18 protein-coding genes are annotated in these 20,836 nt (G+C 41.7%); 17 read left to right on the top strand and 1 reads right to left on the bottom strand.

The annotated features are described in order from the left end of the window. Positions 1–6: 6 nt before the first annotated feature. The 9 genes from IGJ74_RS14665 (at position 7) to rbsK (ending at position 9,876) form a co-directional block, all read left to right on the top strand. Positions 7–1,755 (top strand): ABC transporter substrate-binding protein, encoded by a 1,749-nt coding sequence (locus IGJ74_RS14665; RefSeq protein WP_005234070.1) that lies wholly within the window; start codon positions 7–9, stop codon positions 1,753–1,755. 138 nt (positions 1,756–1,893) lie between these two features. Next, positions 1,894–2,550 (top strand): SGNH/GDSL hydrolase family protein, encoded by a 657-nt coding sequence (locus IGJ74_RS14660; RefSeq protein ID WP_430608554.1) that lies wholly within the window; start codon positions 1,894–1,896, stop codon positions 2,548–2,550. Then, positions 2,547–4,013, top strand: a complete 1,467-nt coding sequence (locus IGJ74_RS14655) for an alpha-L-fucosidase (protein WP_005234073.1) — start codon at positions 2,547–2,549, stop codon at positions 4,011–4,013. Before IGJ74_RS14660 ends, IGJ74_RS14655 begins: the two co-directional genes overlap by 4 nt. Positions 4,014–4,023: 10 nt before the next feature. Next, a complete protein-coding gene (locus IGJ74_RS14650) occupies positions 4,024–4,833 on the top strand; it encodes an alpha/beta hydrolase (protein WP_008380605.1) in 810 nt (269 codons plus the stop codon). A 151-nt stretch (positions 4,834–4,984) separates the two neighbouring features. After that, positions 4,985–5,998: a LacI family DNA-binding transcriptional regulator gene (locus IGJ74_RS14645; RefSeq protein ID WP_008380606.1), complete on the top strand. Its 1,014-nt coding sequence runs from the start codon at positions 4,985–4,987 to the stop codon at positions 5,996–5,998. 141 nt (positions 5,999–6,139) lie between these two features. After that, positions 6,140–7,060, top strand: coding sequence for a ribonucleoside hydrolase RihC (rihC, locus tag IGJ74_RS14640; protein ID WP_008380607.1), 921 nt, complete (start codon positions 6,140–6,142; stop codon positions 7,058–7,060). 12 nt (positions 7,061–7,072) lie between these two features. Then, on the top strand, positions 7,073–8,443 hold the full coding sequence (gene dcuC, locus IGJ74_RS14635) for a C4-dicarboxylate transporter DcuC (protein ID WP_005234077.1): 1,371 nt from the start codon (positions 7,073–7,075) through the stop codon (positions 8,441–8,443). Positions 8,444–8,447: 4 nt separating this feature from the next. Then, positions 8,448–8,942, top strand: a complete 495-nt coding sequence (locus IGJ74_RS14630; RefSeq protein ID WP_005234078.1) for a GNAT family N-acetyltransferase — start codon at positions 8,448–8,450, stop codon at positions 8,940–8,942. Positions 8,943–8,946: 4 nt separating this feature from the next. Beyond that, positions 8,947–9,876: a ribokinase gene (rbsK, locus tag IGJ74_RS14625; RefSeq protein ID WP_087664636.1), complete on the top strand. Its 930-nt coding sequence runs from the start codon at positions 8,947–8,949 to the stop codon at positions 9,874–9,876. A gap of 91 nt (positions 9,877–9,967) precedes the next feature. On the opposite strand, the gene IGJ74_RS14620 is transcribed toward rbsK, so the two are convergent. Continuing rightward, positions 9,968–11,182 carry an amidohydrolase family protein gene (locus IGJ74_RS14620; RefSeq protein WP_087664637.1) on the bottom strand — a complete coding sequence of 405 codons (1,215 nt, stop codon included), beginning with the start codon at positions 11,180–11,182 and terminating at the stop codon, positions 9,968–9,970. A gap of 229 nt (positions 11,183–11,411) precedes the next feature. On the opposite strand from IGJ74_RS14620, the gene IGJ74_RS14615 reads away from it, so the two are divergent. From IGJ74_RS14615 to IGJ74_RS14580, 8 genes are all read left to right on the top strand, one after another. Then, a complete protein-coding gene (locus tag IGJ74_RS14615; protein ID WP_005234081.1) occupies positions 11,412–11,825 on the top strand; it encodes an RDD family protein in 414 nt (137 codons plus the stop codon). Then, on the top strand, positions 11,803–12,096 hold the full coding sequence (locus tag IGJ74_RS14610; RefSeq protein WP_087664638.1) for a hypothetical protein: 294 nt from the start codon (positions 11,803–11,805) through the stop codon (positions 12,094–12,096). The genes IGJ74_RS14615 and IGJ74_RS14610 overlap by 23 nt, the downstream gene beginning before the upstream one ends. A 50-nt stretch (positions 12,097–12,146) precedes the next feature. Further along, positions 12,147–14,474 carry a glycoside hydrolase family 65 protein gene (locus IGJ74_RS14605; protein ID WP_086316527.1) on the top strand — a complete coding sequence of 776 codons (2,328 nt, stop codon included), beginning with the start codon at positions 12,147–12,149 and terminating at the stop codon, positions 14,472–14,474. Positions 14,475–14,485: 11 nt separating this feature from the next. Further along, positions 14,486–15,763 (top strand): sugar ABC transporter substrate-binding protein, encoded by a 1,278-nt coding sequence (locus tag IGJ74_RS14600; RefSeq protein WP_016612748.1) that lies wholly within the window; start codon positions 14,486–14,488, stop codon positions 15,761–15,763. Positions 15,764–15,825: 62 nt separating this feature from the next. Beyond that, positions 15,826–16,734, top strand: coding sequence for a carbohydrate ABC transporter permease (locus IGJ74_RS14595; protein WP_008380619.1), 909 nt, complete (start codon positions 15,826–15,828; stop codon positions 16,732–16,734). A 5-nt stretch (positions 16,735–16,739) separates the two neighbouring features. Further along, complete coding sequence (locus tag IGJ74_RS14590; protein WP_016612747.1) at positions 16,740–17,576, top strand: carbohydrate ABC transporter permease; 837 nt, start codon at positions 16,740–16,742, stop codon at positions 17,574–17,576. Beyond that, on the top strand, positions 17,563–19,689 hold the full coding sequence (locus IGJ74_RS14585; protein WP_087664639.1) for a glycoside hydrolase family 65 protein: 2,127 nt from the start codon (positions 17,563–17,565) through the stop codon (positions 19,687–19,689). Before IGJ74_RS14590 ends, IGJ74_RS14585 begins: the two co-directional genes overlap by 14 nt. A 3-nt stretch (positions 19,690–19,692) precedes the next feature. Beyond that, a complete protein-coding gene (locus IGJ74_RS14580; protein WP_005234088.1) occupies positions 19,693–20,718 on the top strand; it encodes a LacI family DNA-binding transcriptional regulator in 1,026 nt (341 codons plus the stop codon). The last annotated feature ends 118 nt before the right edge of the window (positions 20,719–20,836 follow it).

Genomic DNA, 20,836 nt, shown 5'->3' with positions numbered 1-20,836 from the left:
AAGAAAATGAAAAAAATGTCGAAATATGTAACAACAGGTTTGTTAGGCATGACATTGCTAGGTAGTTTAGCCGGCTGTGGAGGGGCGGCTGACTCTGACACAGACGCTGCTTCCAGCGAAAGTGGCTACGATGAAACGATCACGATCGATGTCTATAATGGGCTAGCCAACTATATGGGGATGCAAGAAGGTTGGTTTGCCAAAATCGTGCGGGATAAATTCAATATGGAATTGAACATCATCGCACCAAACGTTGCTGGAAACGGAGACACTCTTTATCAAACGAGGACGGCAGCAGGTGATTTGGGCGATTTGATCATTGTTGATAATGGCCAACAATACAACGAATTAGTTGAAGCTGGTTTGTTGACCGATGCGAGCGAGTATTATGAAACTATGGAAAATGTTCAGCGCTTCGATGCGGCTGTTCAAAATCTAAACAAAGATGCCGATGGTCTATATGGCTTTCCAACTTCCGTTTCTACATTAAAAGCCACCGATCCTTCAGAAGGATTAGATCCTACATTTGGTGCTTATGTGCGTTGGGATCTTTATGGGGATCAAGGATATCCAGAAATCGGTACATTGGAAGACCTGCTTCCTGTGATTCAAAAAATGCAAGAAGACAATCCAACAACAGATTCTGGGAAAAAAGTTTATGGGTTTTCTCTATTCAGCGATTGGGACGGCAACATGATGAATGCAGGCAAACAGCTGGTCACCTACTATGGGTACGATGAATCAGGTTTTGTCTTGGCAAAAGCGGATGGTTCTGATTATCAAAGCATTCTCGATAGTGATTCTGAATATATTCGCGCACTTAAGTTTTATTTCCAAGCCAATCAAATGGGCTTAGTGGATCCAGAATCAACGACGCAAAATTACGATACACTTTTTGCCAAATTCCAAGAAGGACAAGTCTTATTCTCATGGTGGCCTTGGTTAGGTCAAGCGGCTTTTAATACGACTACGAACTTGAATGAAGGAAAAGGCTTTATGTTGGCACCGATTCAAGACCAAAAAATCTTCTCTTATGGTGCGGAAGTTTACGGTGGCAAACAATTTATCGGGATCGGTTCAAATGCCGAAGACCCAGAGCGAATCGCAGCCTTTATTGACTGGCTCTACTCTTCAGAAGGCGTGTTAGCAAATTCTTCTCAAACAAGCGGTAGTAGTGGCCCTGAAGGCTTAACTTGGGAAATGAAAGATGGCGAGCCTGTCTTAACTGAGTTTGGGAAACAAGCTTTGCTAGATGGCGATGGGGATGTGCCAGAAGAATATGGTGGCGGAAGTTACAAAGATGGTGTATCCGCGCTAAACGTCAATACGGTATTACCGATCGATATCAATCCTGATACCGGCTTCCCATATGCTTATACGATGTGGGAAAGCTATCAAAATGAAACAACCGATCCTGTAAAAGAAGATTGGTCAAAAAATATGGGTGGTGCAGAATCGACCATTGGCTATTTAGAGGAGAACGACCAATTGTTAGTTGCCCCTGGTGCCAGCTATGTAGCGCCAGAAGATAGTTCAGAGATCTCTACGTTGCGGAACCAAGCCAAAGCGACAATCATCGAGTACTCTTGGCGAATGGTTTTTGCCAAAGATGAAGCAGAATTTGACCAATTGCTAAAAGAAATGCAAGAAACAGCAGACGGCTTAGGCTATCAAACAGTGCTAGAATTTGACATGAATAATGCGAAAGATCAAAACGAAAAACGGGTAGAAGTAGCGAAAGAATTTGGGGACTAATCAAAAACAAAGAATCATAAAAATGGTTGGTCAACGGTTCCTTGACAAAAGTGAGTAAACAGCGTTTGGTTAAGCAATCACTTAAGAAGATTGATCCAGCACCAGCGGATCAGTCTTCTTTCTTTAAGGAGGAAAACAATGATAGTGGATAAAAAAGATCGTCTGCTTTTTATGGGGGATTCGATCACAGATAGTAATCGAAATTATCAAGCGATACCTGCGGGATGGTCGTCATGGGGGGACGGCTATGTTCATCTGATCAACGCCTATACCACAGCATTACTCCCACAAATGGAATTAATGATCGTTAACCGAGGCATCAGTGGAGATACAGTCGTCGATTTGAAGAAGCGTTGGAAGGATGATGTATTGGCATTTCAACCAGATTGGGTAACGATCATGATCGGTGTAAATAATGTGTGGCGGCATTTTGATGGCACATTTGCTCAAACGGAACTGGTGGGGATTGAAAGATTTGAATCAGAGTTGCGTGATTTGATCGCTCAGACATTACCGAGTGTCAAAGGAATGATTCTCTTGACCCCGTTTATGGTTGAAGCCAACAAAGAAGATCCACTAAGAGAAATGCTTACCAACTACCAACACGTGCTTGCTAAAGTAGCGCAAGAGTATGGTATCCTTTTAGGAGATACGCAGGAAAAGTTTGATGATTTTTTGCTTTATCAGTCATCCTATGTCTTAAGCAGTGATCGTGTGCATCCGTCGACTGCAGGACATGTGTTGATTGCAAAAACATGGCTGGAAACAGTCGGTATTTTGGAGGAAAGACCATGATCACAGTAGAAACGATCCACCAAGTCGCGCATCAAGGCCCCTTTTTCCCAAATTGGCAATCTTTGGGCGCTTTTGTTCTACCGGAATGGTTCCCCAAAGCAAAATTTGGGGTCTTCATTCATTGGGGATTGTATAGTGTTCCTGCATTTAATAACGAGTGGTACTCCAGAAATATGTACATCAAAGACCATCCGGAATACGATCACCATATCAACACCTACGGTCCGCAAAAAAACTTCGGCTACAAAGACTTTATTCCCATATTTACTGCAGAAAAATTCGATGCAAATGAGTGGATTCGACTGATCAAACAAGCCGGTGCCAATTATCTTTTTCCCGTTGCAGAACATCACGATGGGTTTCAGATGTACAAAAGCGAGCTTTCTGAATGGAATGCGGCAGTTATGGGACCGAAAAAAGATATTCTTGCGGAATTAAAAGAAGCAGCTGAGGAACAAGGCCTGCATTTTTGCACCTCATCTCATCGTGCCGAACATTGGTTTTTCATGGGACATGGTAAGGAATTTGACAGCGACATCAAGGAACCGTTAGAAAAAGGCGACTTTTATTGGCCTGCTATGCCAGAACCTGATAATCAAGATTTGTATAGCGAGCCATATCCCTCAAAAGAGTTTTTAGATGATTGGCTACTGCGAACCTGTGAACTCGTCGACAACTATCAACCAGAGCTGCTGTATTTTGATTGGTGGATCCAACACGAAGCCTTCAAGGAGCACCTGCAAGTTTTCGCTGCTTACTATTACAATCGTGGGGCTGAATGGGGCAAAAAAGTTGGTATCTGCTACAAACACGATGCCATGATGTTTGGTAGTGGTGTCGTGGAGATCGAACGGGGAAAATTTGCCGAACCACAACCTTTTTACTGGCAAACAGATACAGCGATCGCTCGCAATTCATGGTGTTATACCACAACGTTGGATTACAAAACAACGCGTGAGATTTTACAGGATTTGATCGAAGTCGTCAGCAAAAATGGCAATCTTCTTTTGAATATCGGGCCGAAAGGGAATGGTTCGATCCCAGAAAAAGATCAAACGATCTTAAAAGAAATCGGTGCGTGGCTGGATGTAAACGGTGAAGCCATTTATGAAGCGAAACCATGGCGCAAAGCCGGGGAAGGACCCACGACCGTTGTCTCAGGCCAATTTCAAGAGGCACAGGCGACGACATACACGAGCCAGGATTTCCGCTTTACGGTTCAGGGGGATTCGTTGTATGCTATTGGCATGGCAAGTCCTGAGAATGGACACGCAAGGATCCAAGCACTGGCCCAGTCTAAAGATCAAAATTTGCCAGAATTTCACGGCATCATCCAAACCGTGACGATTCTAGGACACGAAGAACAGCCTATTGATTGGCAAGTGACCGATGAAGGCTTGCAACTAACTTTTGAACCAATTGAAACCGACCAACCAATCGTCTATAAAATTACAATGAAATGAGGCGCAATCCGTGATACATGAAAAAAGAACCGCACTTTTACCAGAAAGCCAAGCCAGTTTAACCACGTATGTCATGGAAAATTCTCCTGAAATGGAACCAGATCGTGTTCGACCAGCGGTCATCATCTGTCCTGGCGGCGGCTATGAAATGTTGTCTGATCGCGAAGCGGAACCCATCGCCATCAAAATGATGAGCTTTGGTTTCCAAGCCTTTGTGTTGCATTATAGTATCAAACCGGCTGTCTATCCGTTAGCCTTAAAGGAATTGGCGGCTGCCGTTCGTCTTGTGCGCACCAATCATGAGGTCTGGCACGTCGATCCTGAAAAAATCATTGTTGCCGGTTTTTCAGCTGGTGGTCACTTAGCTGCTAATCTGGGTGTGTCTTGGCAGCAACCTTTTCTAGCAGAGGCTTTACAAGGAGCCAATGAAGAATGGCGACCTAACGGGTTACTGTTGAGTTATCCGGTCTTATCTAGTGGTGAACTTGGGCACCAAGATTCCTTCCGTTCATTATTAGCAGATCGCTATGAAACAGAAAAAGCGGCTTTGTCTTTAGAGACTTTAGTCAATGAACAGACACCGCCGACGTTTCTTTGGCATACGTTAGAAGATGGATTAGTCTTGGCGGAAAACAGCCTCCTTTTTGCCGAACAGCTGCGCAAATTTAATATACCTTATGAGCTGCACATTTTCCCTCGCGGTGGTCATGGACTAAGTTTAGGAACACCGGAAACCGCCAACGGCAATCAACACGGGATCGAAGCATCGGTTGTCCGTTGGCCAGAATTGTTTGCTGATTGGGTGAGGTGGAACATCTAAGAGGAATTCAAAAAAACAGTATAATCTTTAATCAATCATCTTTGTCTAATTCTCAAATCCGTTTTTTCAGCAGTATAAAAAGGATTTACTGAAAACATAAGATTGAGTGCTTGGTTCATTTACAAAATTAGGAAAGCGAAAGGGGTATTCAGTGAAAGTCAGATTAAAAGACATTGCAAAAGAAGTAGGTGTATCGATCGCAGCCGTTTCTCAAGTGTTAAATGACAAACCGATTCGGATCACAGAAGAAAAAAAACAGCAAATCAAGCGCTTGGCGGCAGAAAACAATTATACGCCGAATGCTGCGGCTAAAAGCCTGGTTTTGAAAAAAACCAATACGATCGGACTGATCATCCCAGATATCAACAATCCTTTTTTTGCCAACTTGGCCAAGGTCTTAGAAGATTTGCTGCGAAAACAGGGGTATCTGCTGATTTTGGTCAACTCAGATGATAAAGTTGACGTTGAGAAGGAATTGATTCAGCTCCTGATTGACCGCAACGTTGATGCGTTGATCATCGCCCTTTCAACCGAATCCTACGCGGATGAGGTACAAACCAAAGAACGATTGAAGAATCTTTCGGTTCCAATCGTTTTGGTTGATAGAGGAATAGATAACTTTGAGGTCGATCAAGTCTTTTATAATAATCGGCATGGGGGATATATTGCTACCAGTGAGCTAATAAAAAAAGGACACAAAAAGATCGGCACGATGATGAACCCTGATAAAAATATCAATTGTGTGTATCGATACCAAGGCTATTTAGATGCGCTGAAGGAATTCAATCTCCAACGAAAAGACAGTTGGCATGTGGTAACAAAGTTCCAATTTGAAGACGCCTATGAAAAAGCAGACATTCTCCTAAAAAACCGAGATGTAACCGGCATTGTTGCTGGCAACGACTTGATTGCATTGGGAATTATGAAGCGTGCCAAAGAACTAGGAATCAAGGTTCCAGAGGATGTTTCGATCGTAGGATACGACAATCTTGTTTTGAATGATCTTTTAGAAGTATCTCTAACGTCTGTGGAACAAGATGTAAATGATTTAGGTGAAAAAACGGTTCTTGCCTTGATGAATGCAATCAGCGGACAGAAGCCACGTTACGTCCAATTGACACCTAGATTGATAAAAAAGAACAGTGTGACTGAAAGAGTTTCCTAGCGAAACTCTTTTTTTACTATTGACAGCGCTTTAAAACGATGCTATTCTTTGTGTGAACATTAGATAAAACGCTTTATCAGATGTTCGCTTTTTTTTAGAAAAATGATAAAACGTTTTATCAAAGGTGAGAGGAGAATACGTATGTCAAAAAAAGAAGTCATTATTGATACGGATCCGGGGATCGATGATGCAGTTGCGTTGGGAATTGCTCTATTTAGTGAAGTCTTGGAGGTCAAGTTGATCACGACAGTGGCCGGAAATGTCGGTATTGAACATGTCACCAATAATTTACTGAAACTGCTTTCCTTTTGGGATTTGTCGATTCCAGCAGCACAAGGTGCATCTCAGCCACTAACGCGAGCAGTCAAAGATGCCAGCGATGTTCATGGGGTCACAGGAATGGCCGGCTATTCATTTCCAGAACCAGATCGTTCATTGCTGCTGGAAACTTCAGCTGTGGAAGCGATGTATCAAACGATCAAAAAGAATAAAGAAAAAATCACAATTGTCGCATTAGGTCCTCTAACGAATATTGCTCTTTTACTTAAGATTTATCCAGAAGTCAAAGAAAAAATCGATGAGATCGTTTTAATGGGCGGAGCCTTAGGCAGAGGAAACTTTGGTGTATTGTCAGAGTTCAATATTGCGATTGACCCCGAGGCTGCAACGATTGTTTTTGAGAGCGGCTTACCACTTTCTGTAGCACCATTAGATGTGGGCGCCAAAGCGCTTGTTTACCCAGAAGACAGTGCAAAAATCAAAGAAATGAATCAAACCGGAGATATGATGGTTCAATTATTCAAAAAATACCGTGGTGGCAGTTTTGGCACGGGGCTGAAAATGTATGACAGTTGCGCGATCGCTTATCTTTTGTGTCCAGAGATGTTCACTGTTCAAGAGACTTTTGTTGCGATCGAAACACAAGGAGCCTACACAGCAGGTGCGACAATTGTCGATCTCAACAATCGTCTGAAGCAGAAAAACAATTGCCGTGTTTGTGTCGATATCGATGAAGCGCTCTTTAAAGAATGGTTTTTACAGGCAATCAGCAAGTGTAAATAGGAGGGGAAAGAAATGATAGAAGCGATTTTAGTACTCGTTGTTTTGGGGATCGTCGGATATTTTATTATTAAGAGTTATAATCCAGCATTGATTTTGATTATTGGGGCACTTGTCTTGCTTTGTGCATCCGTTGCTTTAGGAAATCCGCTTTACCCAGAAGGCGAAGGGACTGGCTTGGCCTTATTCGATATTTTTTTAAAGCTTAAAGATACGATCATCTCTCAAGTAAGTTCTGCTGGTCTAGTGATCATGATCTTATTCGGATATTCAGGTTATATGAATCTCATTGGTGCCAATCAAAAAGCTGTCAATATCCTGGTTCAGCCAATGACCAAAATCAAGTCTAAGGCATTATTTATTCCGATCGTTTTCTTATTAGGGAATTTGATGTCGTTAGTCGTCCCAAGTGCATCTAGTTTGGCAATAATTTTGATGGCAATCCTTTATCCACTGCTTCAAGGGATTGGTATCTCTTCCTTAACAGCAGCCGGAGTTATCGCAATGACTGCCACGATCATGCCGACGCCATTAGGTGCGGATAATGTGATTGCGGCTCAGACATTGAATTACAACATCTTAACTTATGTTCTGTACCATGCGAAAATTTCCATCCCAACATTGCTGATCATGGCCATTGTTCATTACTTTTGGCAAACGTATTGTGATAAAAAAGAAGGCAAAGATGCCTTTGTAGAACTAAAAGAAATTGAAAGTAAGTCAGAAGAAACGGCTGTTCCTGGATTTTATGCAATTTTACCACTACTTCCTTTGGTGTTGATCATTATCGTTGGTATAATCGGTATATTCAAAGAAGGTGTAACAATGGATATTTTCGTCCTAACGATGATTTCCTTTTTTGTCGCATTACTGATTGAATGTTTGAGAAAGAAATCTTTCAAAATCGCGCAAGAAAGTGCAGTGGAACTATTCAAAGGAATGGGACAAGGGTTTAGTCAAGTAGTCATGTTGGTTGTGGGTGGATCATTATTTACCACAGCTATCCAAAGCTTAGGAGTGATTGATTCACTAATGAGTGCGGTAGAAAATTCTCAATCTGCTGGCGTGTTAACGGCATTGATATTCAGCGGCGCAACCGCATTGTTCGGTATTTTGAGTGGCGGAGGATTGGCGATGTTTTACGCTGTGATTGAACTGATTCCCGATATTGCCGCTAAAGCGGGAATTGACGGGATTTTGATCGCCTTGCCAATGCAGATGATCGCCAATCTTGGCAGAACGATCTCACCAGTTGCCGCTGTAATTATGATTGTGTCTTCTTCAATCGACGTCAGCCCTGTTCGGTTACTGAAACGAACCAGCGTTCCAACGATCGTTGGGATTATAGCAGTGGTCATTTTGTCGTTGGTATTGCTCCCTTACTAGAGTCATGAATGAACTTCAAAGGGCGTCACGACAAGAATTAGCAGAGATTTTTCAACTGTTCATCGAAGCAAAGCAGCAGATGAATAGAAGGAAAATCTACCAGTGGACTGATACTTATCCCTCCCTAGAAATCTTAGCGAAGGATATCGAGAAAAAGGAACTGTTTGTGTTGAAGGATGAAAATAAAAACATTGTAAGTGCCGGTGTTTTGTCAGTTGACTCATTGTCAAATTGTAGCAAAGAATATCATGGGATAAGAACGATTCAGCGACTCGTTGCGAGACCATCTCAAGCGGGGCAAGGCTTTGGCCGCCAGTGGATCAGAAGCTGTTTGGAACAACAGTGTGATGAAGGGGAAACACTTCTTTCAATCACAAATCATACCAATCTGCCCATGCAGCGATTATTTGTAAAAACAGGGTTTTTAAAGGTTGGTGAAACGACCATTGAGGGTCGGGAAGCCTTTGGCCCTTTTTATATATTCAAGAGAAATAGGTGATTTTTTGAGTAAGATAACGATTTTAGGTAGTGTGAACATGGATATCGTGATCACGACAACACGAATGCCGAGGATCGGCGAAACGATCATTGGGGAGCAAATTGATTATTTTGTCGGGGGCAAAGGAGCAAATCAAGCAGTGGCAGCTTCTCGTTACGGTGCATCAACAAAATTTTTAGGGAAAATCGGGGAAGATACTTTTGGGGAAAAGGTTCTTCAGCACCTCAGCAGAGAAGCTCTCGATTTATCGTCTGTTTCCCGTGAAAAAAATATGTTCACAGGAATTGCGAGTATTTTTAAATTAGCAGAGGATAATTGTATCACTGTCGTCCCCGGTGCGAATGGACTGATCGATGAAGCCTACGTTCAGCAAACAATGAGTGAACTTTCACAAGGGGATATCTTACTTACTCAACTGGAAATTCCTGTGGAAACAATCAAACAAGCATTGATTCTTGCCAAGAAAAAAGGAGTTCTAACGATTTTGAATCCTGCTCCTTACAATGAAATCGTACCGGAACTCCTGCCGTATATTGATATTTTGACACCAAATGAAACGGAATTTGCCGCTTTGATCGGTAAAGAGGCCATTTTGGAAGACGAAATTGAGCAGGTCATTGCTGATTGGCAAAAAAAATATGCCACGCGAATCGTTGTCACACGAGGAAGCAAAGGGGTAACATTTGTAGAAAAGTCACAAGTTGTGACGATTCCATCGAACAAAGTTTCAGTTGTAGACACTACCGGTGCGGGGGATACCTTTAATGGTATCTTGGCAGCAGCTTTAGGGGAAGAAGCCGATTTTTATGAAGCCGTTTCTATGGCGAATAATGGAGCTAGTCTGTCCGTTCAAAAGCTGGGGGCTCAAACAGGAATGCCACTAAAAAGTGAAATAGAAGAGTTTATGAAGCAGCAGGTTGATTCATTTACCTGAAAGACTATGTACAATTAGCAAACGACTATTCCTGAAAAAAGGCATCTGCGCCTCTAAAAAGAAGCGCAGATGCCTTTTATATAGGTAAGATTTATGCGGTGAAAACAACTGTTCCGTGATAAAAGCTTTTGCTGACGAAGCCTTTACGGGCAACGAATTCTGCCGTACAAGTAGCTGGTGTCAGTAAGAAATCAGCCGAATCACCAACCTTAGGCCATTGCTGCGCACCGTTTTTATCCAATGGGACTTTGCCATCCGTGACTAAACCTAATGCTTGCGTCAAGTCTTCCTGACTTTTGACGGCAAAAATCTCTAAATAGCGGGCCAGTTTTTCTTGTAAAGAACCATCTCCTAGAGAAGACCAAGAATCATAGACGTTGTCGCAACCAATATGAACAGCAACGCCATAGCTTTGCAATTCCTTAAGCGGTGGAATCGTGCCAGGGCTGATGGGAATACTTGAAATGATGTGGATCTCTAAATCTGCTAAGGCTTGAAAGACTTCTTTGCGTTCTGTGCCTTCAAAGTCATTTAGACCAAAGGCGTGACTGATCGCCACATTTCCTTGCATATTGAATTCCTTCGTCAAACGAATCATTTCTTTGACGGTCGCTCTGCCAGCTTCTTGCCGATCGTGAAGATGGAGGTCAATCCCGACAGGTCCTTTTTGAGCAAGTTCAAAAGTTGTCCGTAAGGAAGCCTGGTAATCTTGATCGAGTGTATAAGGATCAACACCGCCAATAAAAGATGCTTTGCCCGTTGCTAAGGCTTCTTCAATCAAAGAAGCAGCATTTGAGCGCAATAAGCCATGTTGTGGGAATAAGACCAACTCCGAGCCAAAAGGTTGTTCGGCAACTAATTCGGTAATCGCATCAAAATAACGCAGCTGAGTCATTGGTTCAATATCAATATGTGAGCGGAACATCACCGCACCATGAGGCAGTTCTAAATCGATCAGCGCTTGTCCGCGTTCTTTGATCGATAACGGCAAGGCATCTAATTGGGGAATCTCAGTTTCAAATCGTTCCACCAAGCTAGCTGCCGGCGTTACTGGACGCCAAGGAGTACCTAATTTACTTTTGTCCAAATGACAATGTTTTTCGATCAATCCTGGCAACAATAACTGATTTCCCCCATCAATGATCGTCGCTTCGCTTGATGCCTGCCATTCGGTCATCGGCACGATCTCCGCTATTTTTCCATCATTGATCCCGATTGCTGTATTTTCTGTTTTGGTTCCATAAGACCAATCGCCTTCTTTTAAATAACTCGTCTCAAGTTGTACATTTGTAAGCCATAAATCCAAGAAATCGCCTTCTTTCGTATTTGCTTCATGGTATCACAAGTAAAGCTGGTTCCCAACCAAATCGCTTGCAAAAAAACAGACAATCTAAAACGTTTTAGTGTTCACGCGATTTTCCATTAGGAAATCGGAAAAAATAAACATTATTTTTTATGAAAACGCTTGAATAGAGAAAAGATGTCTGGTAATATGTGGATGTAACGAAAAGGTTTTCGAAAAGAGGGGGACAAATATGCTGTTACTAAGATTGCTAGCATTTTTGATTGATTGCATGATCATTTTTTTACCAAGTACCATGCTTAGCTATCTCCTAATGGTACCTGCTGGAGTAACGATTGTCTTGCCACAACTTCTCTTTGTGGTCTACAACATGATTTGTTTGAGTAGTTTTGAGGGGAAAACGATTGGCAAACATTTTGCGAAACTCGTTGTTTTTACGAATCAACGTAATTTATTAACTGTAGGAATGAGGGAAGTAGCAAAATTGCTCTACTTTTTACCAATGATCGGTTGGTTGTTTTTCACTGGTTCTTTCTTCCTCTATCTAGGTACGAAAAAAACGTTACACGACATTTTAGGACAAAGTGTAGTGGGGTTCAATAAGAAACAGGGGAATGATCAGTATGAACGAAACCTCCTTCGATGAGTTGTTAACAGGGAATCCTTTATTGGAGATCAATACACAAGCGCTACTTTTGTTAGTTATTTTTGCTTGGGCTAGTGCGAGTCTTATTGCTTGGAAGTGGCGAAACGAATACCAAGCCGCAAAAATAATTAGAGATTATGCTTACTATGCGCCACTCCACTTGATCGTAGGATGGGTGTTTCTTAACGCAGCAATTGTCCTAGTAATTGGTAGTTATTTCATGGGCTTGATTGTACTTTTGTTTCGGTCCATTAACTATTTTTATAAATAAAAAATTTTTGAAAGAAACTAAAACGTTTTCTGAAGAAGTAGGAGGAAAAAATGGAGACAGCGATGCAGTATTTAAAAGAAGACCCTTGGAAAATTACGGAAAAGACCTTTGATACAAAATGGTTAGGCAAAGCAGAAGCCATCATGTGTTTGGGCAACGGGTATCTGGGGATGCGCTCTGTGACAGAAGAGAAATATGTTGGCGAAACGCGTAATCTTTTTGTTGCAGGAACCTTTAATAAATTCGACGAAAATGAAGTGACTGAGCTTCCTAATGTGCCGGATATGATTGGAATGGAGCTCCTTTTTGATGGCGAACGATTAGATTTATCAAAAGGCAAATATTCAAACTATTCACGTGTCTTAAATTTGAGAACTGGGGAACTCACGCGCTCCTTTCAATGGAAACATGGTCAGATTAATGTCGAACTGACCTTTAAGCGATGTGTTTCCTTTGCCCAAAAGCATGTGTTTGCGCAACAAGTGCTGGTCGAAAATTTAGGAAAAGAAGTCACGTTGGAAATTATTTCTGGTATTGACGGACAAAAGACAAATAGCGGCTCACAGCATTTTACTGAAGGTGACAAATCATTAACAGAAAATCGTTTCTTACAAATGATGCCAAAGACCACTCAATCTAAGATCGCCTTTGTTCTTTCGACAGCACATAATCTAGAAAAAACAGAAGATTGCTATGATGGAACCAAGAAGCGGATCGAGATGGGAAGACGGAAAATCTACAATCGTTACTGGCAAACCTTGGCACCTAATGAGACGTTGAAGCTTGAGAAGTTTTCTTCTGTTTATACCACGATCGATAAAGAGCATTTAGGAAAGACACCACAAGATTTGAAGAAGATTGCCCTTGAAGAGCTGAAAGAGATTCGCAAAAACGGTTATCAGGAATTAGCAAAAGCTTCAGCAGCGGCATGGGACAAAGAAGTCTGGTCCGTCTTTCCAATCAAAATCAAGACAGAGAACACACTAGATCAATTAGCGATTCATTTTGCAAAATATCATCTACATGTGATGACACCAGCCCATGACGAACGCATGAACATAGGTGCCAAAGGCCTATCTGGGGAAGGGTACAAAGGACATACCTTTTGGGATACAGAGATTTTTATGCTGCCATATTTTACCTTCACACACCCAGAAATCGCCAAAAAATTAGTGACTTATCGCTATTTAGGTTTGGCTGGTGCCCATAAAAAAGCTACTGAGAACGGTTATCAAGGCGCCCAATTTCCGTGGGAAGCTGCTTGGCCTGAAGATGGTGAGACTACGCCAGTTTGGGGCGCTGCGGATATCCTTACGGGCTTACCAACGAAAATTTGGTCAGGATTTATTGAACAGCATATTACCAGCGATGTCACCTACGGCATCAAACAATTTATTGATGTAACGAATGATCAACAATTTGCATGGGAAAAAGGCTATGAAGTGATTTTTGATACGGCGATCTTCTGGGCGAGTCGTTTAGAGTGGTCCGAAGAAAACCAGCGCTTTGAAATTTTAGACGTAGTCGGACCAGATGAATATAAGGAGCATGTCGATAATAATGCTTTCACGAATCATACTGCGCACTGGAACATTCAATTAGCTATTTCATTGTATGAAGAGTTGAAAAAGAACCAGCCAGAACAATTTACGAAACTAGCTGAAAAATTACCATTAAATGAAGCTTATCAAGAATGGCAAGCAAAAGTAGCTGCTATTTATTTACCGCAACCGAATGAAGCGGGAATCATCCCGCAAGATGATACCTATTTGACGAAAAAAGAGATCGATCTCACGAAATATAAAAATGATTCGCAAGTAGGCACACTGTTCCATGAGTATAACTTAGAACAGGTCAACGAGATGCAAGTTTCGAAACAAGCGGATGTTCTTTTGCTCTTGTTCTTATTTGAGAACCTTTTTCCAAAAGAAGAGAAACGGTTGAATTGGGATTACTATGAGCCGAAAACGTTGCATGATTCTTCCTTATCCTTATCGACACATGCCATCCTCGCTGCTGATTTAGGGGAAATAGCACTTTCTTATGATTTGTTTCAACAAGCAATCAACATTGATATGGGAGAAAATATGCTGTCTTCCAATGAAGGGATTCATGCAGCATCACTCGGCGGTATTTGGCAAATGACGGTCTTCGGCTATGGTGGTGTCCGTTGTTTAGACGGCCAGTTAAGAATCGAACCACATTTACCAAAGGCTTGGGAAGCACTTGAATTTGGTATTATGTGGCACCAACAGCCATTAAAGATTGAGGTCACACAGGAAGGTTTTACGGTCACCAACCATGGGGAGCAAGCGATTGAGTTTATCGCTTTTGATAAGGTTTATCTGCTTGAAGAACAAATCAAAATCACTTTTTAGGGGGAAATAAAATGACTGGATGGAAAAAAGTAGTAGGAACAGGGCTTCTATTGTCTGCAGCAGTGGTGCTGGCAGCTTGTGGGGGAAACGAAGACACCAGTAGTTCGACAGATCAGACGGATTTCACAGGGGATTCGTTAACGATCGGTGTTTGGGGTGGCAACGAGGCAGAAGAAAAATCGTTGGATGAGATGATCCAATCTTTTGAAGAAGCAACGGGTGCAACAGTTGAAAAGAAAGTATATACCGATTATAATACCCAAATTCAAGCTGACATGGCTGGTAGAACGGCACCAGATGTCTTTTACGTGGATGCCTATATGTTCCCATGGTTCTCAGAGAATGGCACACTTGCAGAGCTGGATCCGGCTAATTTTGAAAGTGAGCAGTTTTATGATAGCTTGATCGATGCTTTTACGACTTCGGATGGACAACTGCAGGCTGTTCCCAAAGATATGTCAACTTTAGCACTCTATTTCAATACAGCGATTTTTGAAGAAGCGGGTGTGTCGATCGATGAAGTGCCAGACACACTTGAAGCGTATGTTGAGTGGCTGCCGTCGTTCCAAGAAAAAATCAATGAGGCGTATGGTGACGGAAATGTTTTTGCCATGAGCTATAACCAAGATATGGCTCGCAACTATCATCTTGCAACGCGGGAAAATGCTCAACCAATCAATGAAGATGGGACGGCTAATTTGGCTGATCCAGCAGTAGTTGATAATCTTTCTATTTTAAAAGAGTTGGTCGATACGAAAGCAGCTGTTACACCGCAAGATATCGGAACAGGTTGGAACGGCGAAGCTTTTGGTTCTGGAAAAATTGCGATCATGGATGAAGGAAACTGGGTGTATGAGACACTTAAGACAGAATTTCCTGATATTCCTTTTGTTGTAAAAGAAATGCCAACGTATAAAGGAACGGAAGGGTCAATGATGTTTTCTGTCGGTTGGGGAAAATATGTTGGGACTGAAAAAAGTGCCTTGGCAGATAAATGGATTCAACACGCTACTGGTCAAAGCGGTATGCAAGCATGGGTTGAAGGAACCGGGACATTACCTAGTCGTCAAGATGTAGCAGATGCGGCCAAAATCACAGAAAACAGTGACTTGAATGTTCACCTAGAGGCTTGGGATTATGCAACGATTTGGCAAAAGGGCACCACTTTAGATACGATCAACAAAGCCTATCAAAACTTTTTACCGAATGCTTTAAATGGAAACATGACCTTTGAAGAAGCAATGGAAGCTGCTGATGAACAAGCGAACGCAGATATTACAGCAAACTAGTCTGAATTTGAACGAGGGAGAGGAACTCCTCTCTCTTTTCTTTTGGGAAAGGTGACAACATGATGGAACGAAAAAAAACTAACTATACAAAAAGCCAATGGCAAGAAATCCGACAAGCGTGGCTCTTTCTGGCTCCAGCAATCATTGTCGTAGGAATCTTTTTCGTCTTAGCTGTTCTCTTTGCTTTTTATCTATCTTTCAACGACGTCAATTTGTTTACCAATACATTTTCTTTTAAAGGGATAGAAAACTATTTACGTATCTTCACCGATCAAAAAGCGCGAATCGCTCTTAGAAATACGGCCACGTTTGCCTTGGTCGTCGTTCCGTTACAAACGATTTTTGCTTTGATTATCGCGTATATTTTAAGCAGCAAAGGAATCAAGGGGAAGAAACTGTTTCGGATGGTTTATTTTTTGCCAACTTTAACCTCTAGTTCAGCATTGACGATCATCTTTATGTTTATTTTTAATATTTACGGTCCAGTCAATGACTTATTTATGAATTTAGGATTTTACTCAGAACCAATCAATTTTTTACAAGAACCGGCCTATGCGTTGAAAGTGATTATGGTAATGAATATCTGGTCGACCGTGCCTTATTATATGACGATCTATTTGGCTTCTTTAGTTGATCTGCCTCATTCTTTGTACGAAGCAGCAGAGATCGATGGTGCGACAACCGTGGATAAATTACGGTATATCACGATTCCCTATCTACGCCCAATCACTACCTATGTACTGCTGACGGGGATCATTGGTACCTTTCAGATGTTTGACCAGGCGTATATCTTCTCGAACGGATCAGGGGGACCCAACAATTCGACTCTGACCTTGTCACTAATGATTTACCAATACGCCTTTGGACAAATGAACACGATGGGGTATGCGGCAGCATTAGCGATCGTTTTAGCAATTATTATCTTTATCACGTCACTTTTAGCAGAAAAATTGAACAAAGAAAGAGGGTAACGTACGTGAGAGGAAAAGAGAAAACAAAAATTTTAAAGATCTTGCTCTATACGATCTTGATTCTTTATGCAGTACTGACCTTTTATCCTTTTGTCTGGGCAATTGCTGCATCTTTCAAACCCTATAGAGAAATTGTTTCCGGGGATATGAGTTTGATCCCCAATGAGTTTACTTTAGACAATTTTCGATATGTCTTGGGGCGCTCTTCTTTGTTTATGCGTTGGTTTCTAAACTCCGTGATTATATCCGTTATTGGAACGACCATCAATATTTTATTAAACACGATGGCAGGTTATGCCTTAGCAAGATTAAATTTTCCGGGGCGTGAACGAATTTACTATGGGTTTTTGGCATTGATGATGGTGCCAGCTCAGGTTTTGTTGATTCCAAATTACTTAATCTTGATGAATCTAGGAATGTTAGATAGTTTTTCAGCGTTGATTTTACCAGCTGCGATCAACATCGGGAATATCTTTATGATGCGTCAATTCTTTTTATCTTTTCCAAAAGATGTGGAAGAAGCTGCGGCAATCGATGGTCTCGGCAGATTTCAAACATTCTTTCGTATCGTGATGCCATTAGCAAAACCATCCATCGCAACACAAGCTGTCTTTATTTTTATGGGCTTTTGGAACGAATTCATGAAACCAATGCTCTATTTGACCACGCCAAGTAAATATACTTTGACTCTAGGGTTGCAGACTTTCCAAAGTCGAAATGGTGGTGTACGATGGGATCAGACGATGGCGGCAAGTGTGATCACGATCATTCCCATTGTGATCATTTACTTGCTGTTCAACAAATATTTCTTACAAGGAGTGCGAATGGATGGCGAAAAATGATTCATTTAAAGTAAGAACACAGGAACTTTCTCATCAAACCCCTGAATACTTAGAAACATTGTTTGCAGTTGGCAATGGTCAAATTGGCGTGCGGGCAGGGCATCCTTTAAAAGTTAATGAGCTTTACGAGGGAAACCCAGGCTCCTTTGTTAATGGCTTTTTTGATAGTGAGCCGATCCAATATGGTGAATGGGCATACGGCTATGCCAAAGAGCATCAGACGATCATCAAGCTGCCGAATCTAAGAGGCGTACGTTTACAGATTGGTGACGAGGACTCTAGTGCTTCAGAATGGCAAGTAAAGCCTATACAAATGACTTTGGATTTGGAAAAAGGCGTGTTGGATGAATCCTATAAAGTAGTAACGCCACTAGGTAAAACTTTTGAATTGGTGATGCAGTCGTTTGCCTCTGTGACACGAAGTGAACTCTACGTCTGTCAGTATCAAATTAAGAACACCAATTTCTCAGAGCCAATTTCCATGACACATCCGTTAGAACAAAAAGCAGCAATTGTTCAAACAGATGATCCTCGGGTTGCCAGTAAAGCACATCACTTACGAAAAGCTGATTATCAGGATTATGCGATTTGGACTGCTGAAAATAGTCAACGAAGTATAGCAATTCGAGTGATCAATGGCGAAAAGCAATTACAAGCAGAGGAAACGCTTACGACGGTTTTCCAAATGAAACTACTTGAAGATAATCAAAATCACGAAACACCTTTTAACCAAGAGTTTGCCGATTTTGAAGTTCTCTTGCAAGAGCAGCAACAAAGTTATCAGCAATTTTGGGCGGCAAGTGATATCCAAATCGAAGGAGATCCAGTTCTTCAAAAAGGCATTCGGTTCAATTTGTTTCATTTGAATCAAGGTGCGGGGCGAGACGGCAGAACAAATTTCGCAGCCAAAGGATTGACTGGCGAGGGATATGAAGGGCATTACTTTTGGGATACGGAAATGTATCTGTTGCCATTTTTTATTTTCACGAACCCTGAAATAGCCAAAGCATTGCTTTCCTATCGCGGGAAGATCTTGCCGCAAGCCAAACAACGGGCGCAGGAGCTAAGCCAAGAGGGTGCTTTGTTTGCTTGGCGAACAATTGATGGAAATGAGACGAGTGCTTATTATCCAGCGGGAACTGCCCAAGTCCATATCAATGCGGATATCGTTTATGCATTCCAATTGTATGAACGAGTGACTGGCGACCAGGCATTCATCGAAACGGTTGGCAGTGAAGTTGTTTTTGAAACGGCGAAATTCTGGTTGAGCTATGGCGATCTAGTAGAAAAAGAGGGCAAACTTGCCTTTTGCATCAATGGAGTGACTGGACCTGATGAGTACAGTGCCCTTGTTAATAATAATTTTTATACGAATAAAATGGTTCAAAATAATCTATATTATGCCATTGAGTTAGCACAGCGGTATGGTAAATACCAAGAAACAATTAGTGCATGGCAGCAAGCAGCCGACTTAATGTACTTTGGTTACGATGAACAGCGAGGGATTACGAAGCAAGACGATGGATTCTTAGAACAAGCAGTCTGGCCATTTGAGACTACACCTGCTGAAAAGTATCCTCTCCTGCTGCATTATCATCCAATGGTCATCTACAAACATCAAGTCTGTAAGCAAGCCGATACGGTTTTAGCCCAAATGCTCTATACAGGAGACTTCAGTCTTGAGCAATTAAAAAAAGATTATGACTATTACGAACAAGTGACGACGCATGATTCCTCCTTGTCTCGTTCTATTTTTAGCGTGATGGCGAGTCGAATTGGGGATTCTGAAAAAGCCTATCGTTATTTTATGGATACGGCTTTGATGGATTTAACGGATCTCCAAAAAAATGTTGTCGATGGCATTCACGCAGCAAATATGGGGGGAAGTTGGCTGAGCTTGATTTACGGTTTTGCAGGGTTGTATTACGATCAAGGCCTGCGATTAGCGAATCATTTGCCACAGAAAATAAAAGAACTAAAATTTACGCTCTTTTATCAAGGAGAACCTGTTAAAATCAGTTTAAAGGATCGCCATATTGACTGTCAGTTAGCGGAGACAACCCAATTGCTCGCTACGAAGACTGATGGTGGTATTTGGATAAAGGAGAGATAGCAAATGCGAACAACGATTCGCGATGTGGCAAAGGCAGCCGGTGTATCAATAGCGACTGTATCCAAAGTTTTTAACGGGTATAGTGATATCAACCAACAAACCAAGCAAGAAATTTTAAAAATAGCGAAAGAATTAGACTATTCCCCAAACATGGCAGCAAGGACACTGTCTTCGAAGAAACAACAAACCATCGCCTTGATTTTAAATGAGTTGAATTTCAACCGAAAATCAACGATGCCTTTGGAAGTGTTGAATGGGGTCTATCGTTATACGGATCAGTCAGATTTTGAGTTTGTCTTTTATGGGACAAGTACTGAGAAACAAAAGCAAAAGACGTTTAGTCAGTTCTGCAATGAGCACAATATCACTGGTGTAGTGATCCAAGGGTTAAAAACCACCGATCCTTACTACCAGGAAGTACAGCAAACCTCTTTGCCGACAGTTCTGATTGATATGGAAATCGACAATCCTAAGATCGGCTTGGTTTCGATTGACAATGAAAAAGCGGCGCAAGAAGCTGTGGATTTTTTGATTGCCAATAATCATCGACAAATTGGCATGATCAACGGGAGTCGTGATGCCAATGTCAGTGAACTTAGAGAAAAAGGCTACCGCGCTTCTTTGGCAGCGCATGGCTTGTTAGTGAATGAGTCGTATATCCAGTACGCCAACTATGAAGAAGAAATTGCCTATTTGATTTGTAAAAATCTGTTAGAAAATAATCAAGAAATCACTGCACTGTTCTGTGCTAGTGATATTATGGCAATCGGAGCGATACGAGGAATCAAAGACATGGGCTTGCGGGTTCCTGAAGATATTTCGGTCATCGGGTTCGATGATATTATTTTGGCTAGCTACGTAACGCCTGAATTAACAACCGTTGCCCAAGATATGGAACGAATCGGTTATGAAGCAGCTGAATTACTAGCAGACATCATCACCAATCAAGCAGAAACGAGCCATCGAAAAATTAGTCCCCATCAATTAAAAGTGCGACAGTCGGTAGAGAAAATTAGCGAGGTTCGCTAAATAAAAAAGACATGACCTTCATTGAGTGAAGATCATGTCTTTTTTTGTGGAGAAGAAAACTCAAACAAATTGGTCGGTCATATGTGGCAACAACAAAGTGAAAGTCACGACCATTCGT

The sequence above is a fragment of the Enterococcus sp. AZ009 genome, from assembly GCF_050548785.1.
Taxonomy (GTDB): domain Bacteria; phylum Bacillota; class Bacilli; order Lactobacillales; family Enterococcaceae; genus Enterococcus_D; species Enterococcus_D entomosocium.
Note: the sequence above shows the minus strand (reverse complement) of the source record. Positions and strands in the feature narration are given on the sequence as shown.

Coding starts and splice junctions, on each gene's coding strand:
- IGJ74_RS14665 (WP_005234070.1), top strand. CDS start 7: ATGAAAAAAATGTCGAAATATGTAACAACAGGTTTGTTAGGCATGACA.
- IGJ74_RS14660 (WP_430608554.1), top strand. CDS start 1,894: ATGATAGTGGATAAAAAAGATCGTCTGCTTTTTATGGGGGATTCGATC.
- IGJ74_RS14655 (WP_005234073.1), top strand. CDS start 2,547: ATGATCACAGTAGAAACGATCCACCAAGTCGCGCATCAAGGCCCCTTT.
- rihC (WP_008380607.1), top strand. CDS start 6,140: ATGTCAAAAAAAGAAGTCATTATTGATACGGATCCGGGGATCGATGAT.
- dcuC (WP_005234077.1), top strand. CDS start 7,073: ATGATAGAAGCGATTTTAGTACTCGTTGTTTTGGGGATCGTCGGATAT.
- IGJ74_RS14630 (WP_005234078.1), top strand. CDS start 8,448: ATGAATGAACTTCAAAGGGCGTCACGACAAGAATTAGCAGAGATTTTT.
- IGJ74_RS14615 (WP_005234081.1), top strand. CDS start 11,412: ATGCTGTTACTAAGATTGCTAGCATTTTTGATTGATTGCATGATCATT.
- IGJ74_RS14610 (WP_087664638.1), top strand. CDS start 11,803: ATGAACGAAACCTCCTTCGATGAGTTGTTAACAGGGAATCCTTTATTG.
- IGJ74_RS14605 (WP_086316527.1), top strand. CDS start 12,147: ATGGAGACAGCGATGCAGTATTTAAAAGAAGACCCTTGGAAAATTACG.
- IGJ74_RS14600 (WP_016612748.1), top strand. CDS start 14,486: ATGACTGGATGGAAAAAAGTAGTAGGAACAGGGCTTCTATTGTCTGCA.
- IGJ74_RS14595 (WP_008380619.1), top strand. CDS start 15,826: ATGGAACGAAAAAAAACTAACTATACAAAAAGCCAATGGCAAGAAATC.
- IGJ74_RS14585 (WP_087664639.1), top strand. CDS start 17,563: ATGGCGAAAAATGATTCATTTAAAGTAAGAACACAGGAACTTTCTCAT.
- IGJ74_RS14580 (WP_005234088.1), top strand. CDS start 19,693: ATGCGAACAACGATTCGCGATGTGGCAAAGGCAGCCGGTGTATCAATA.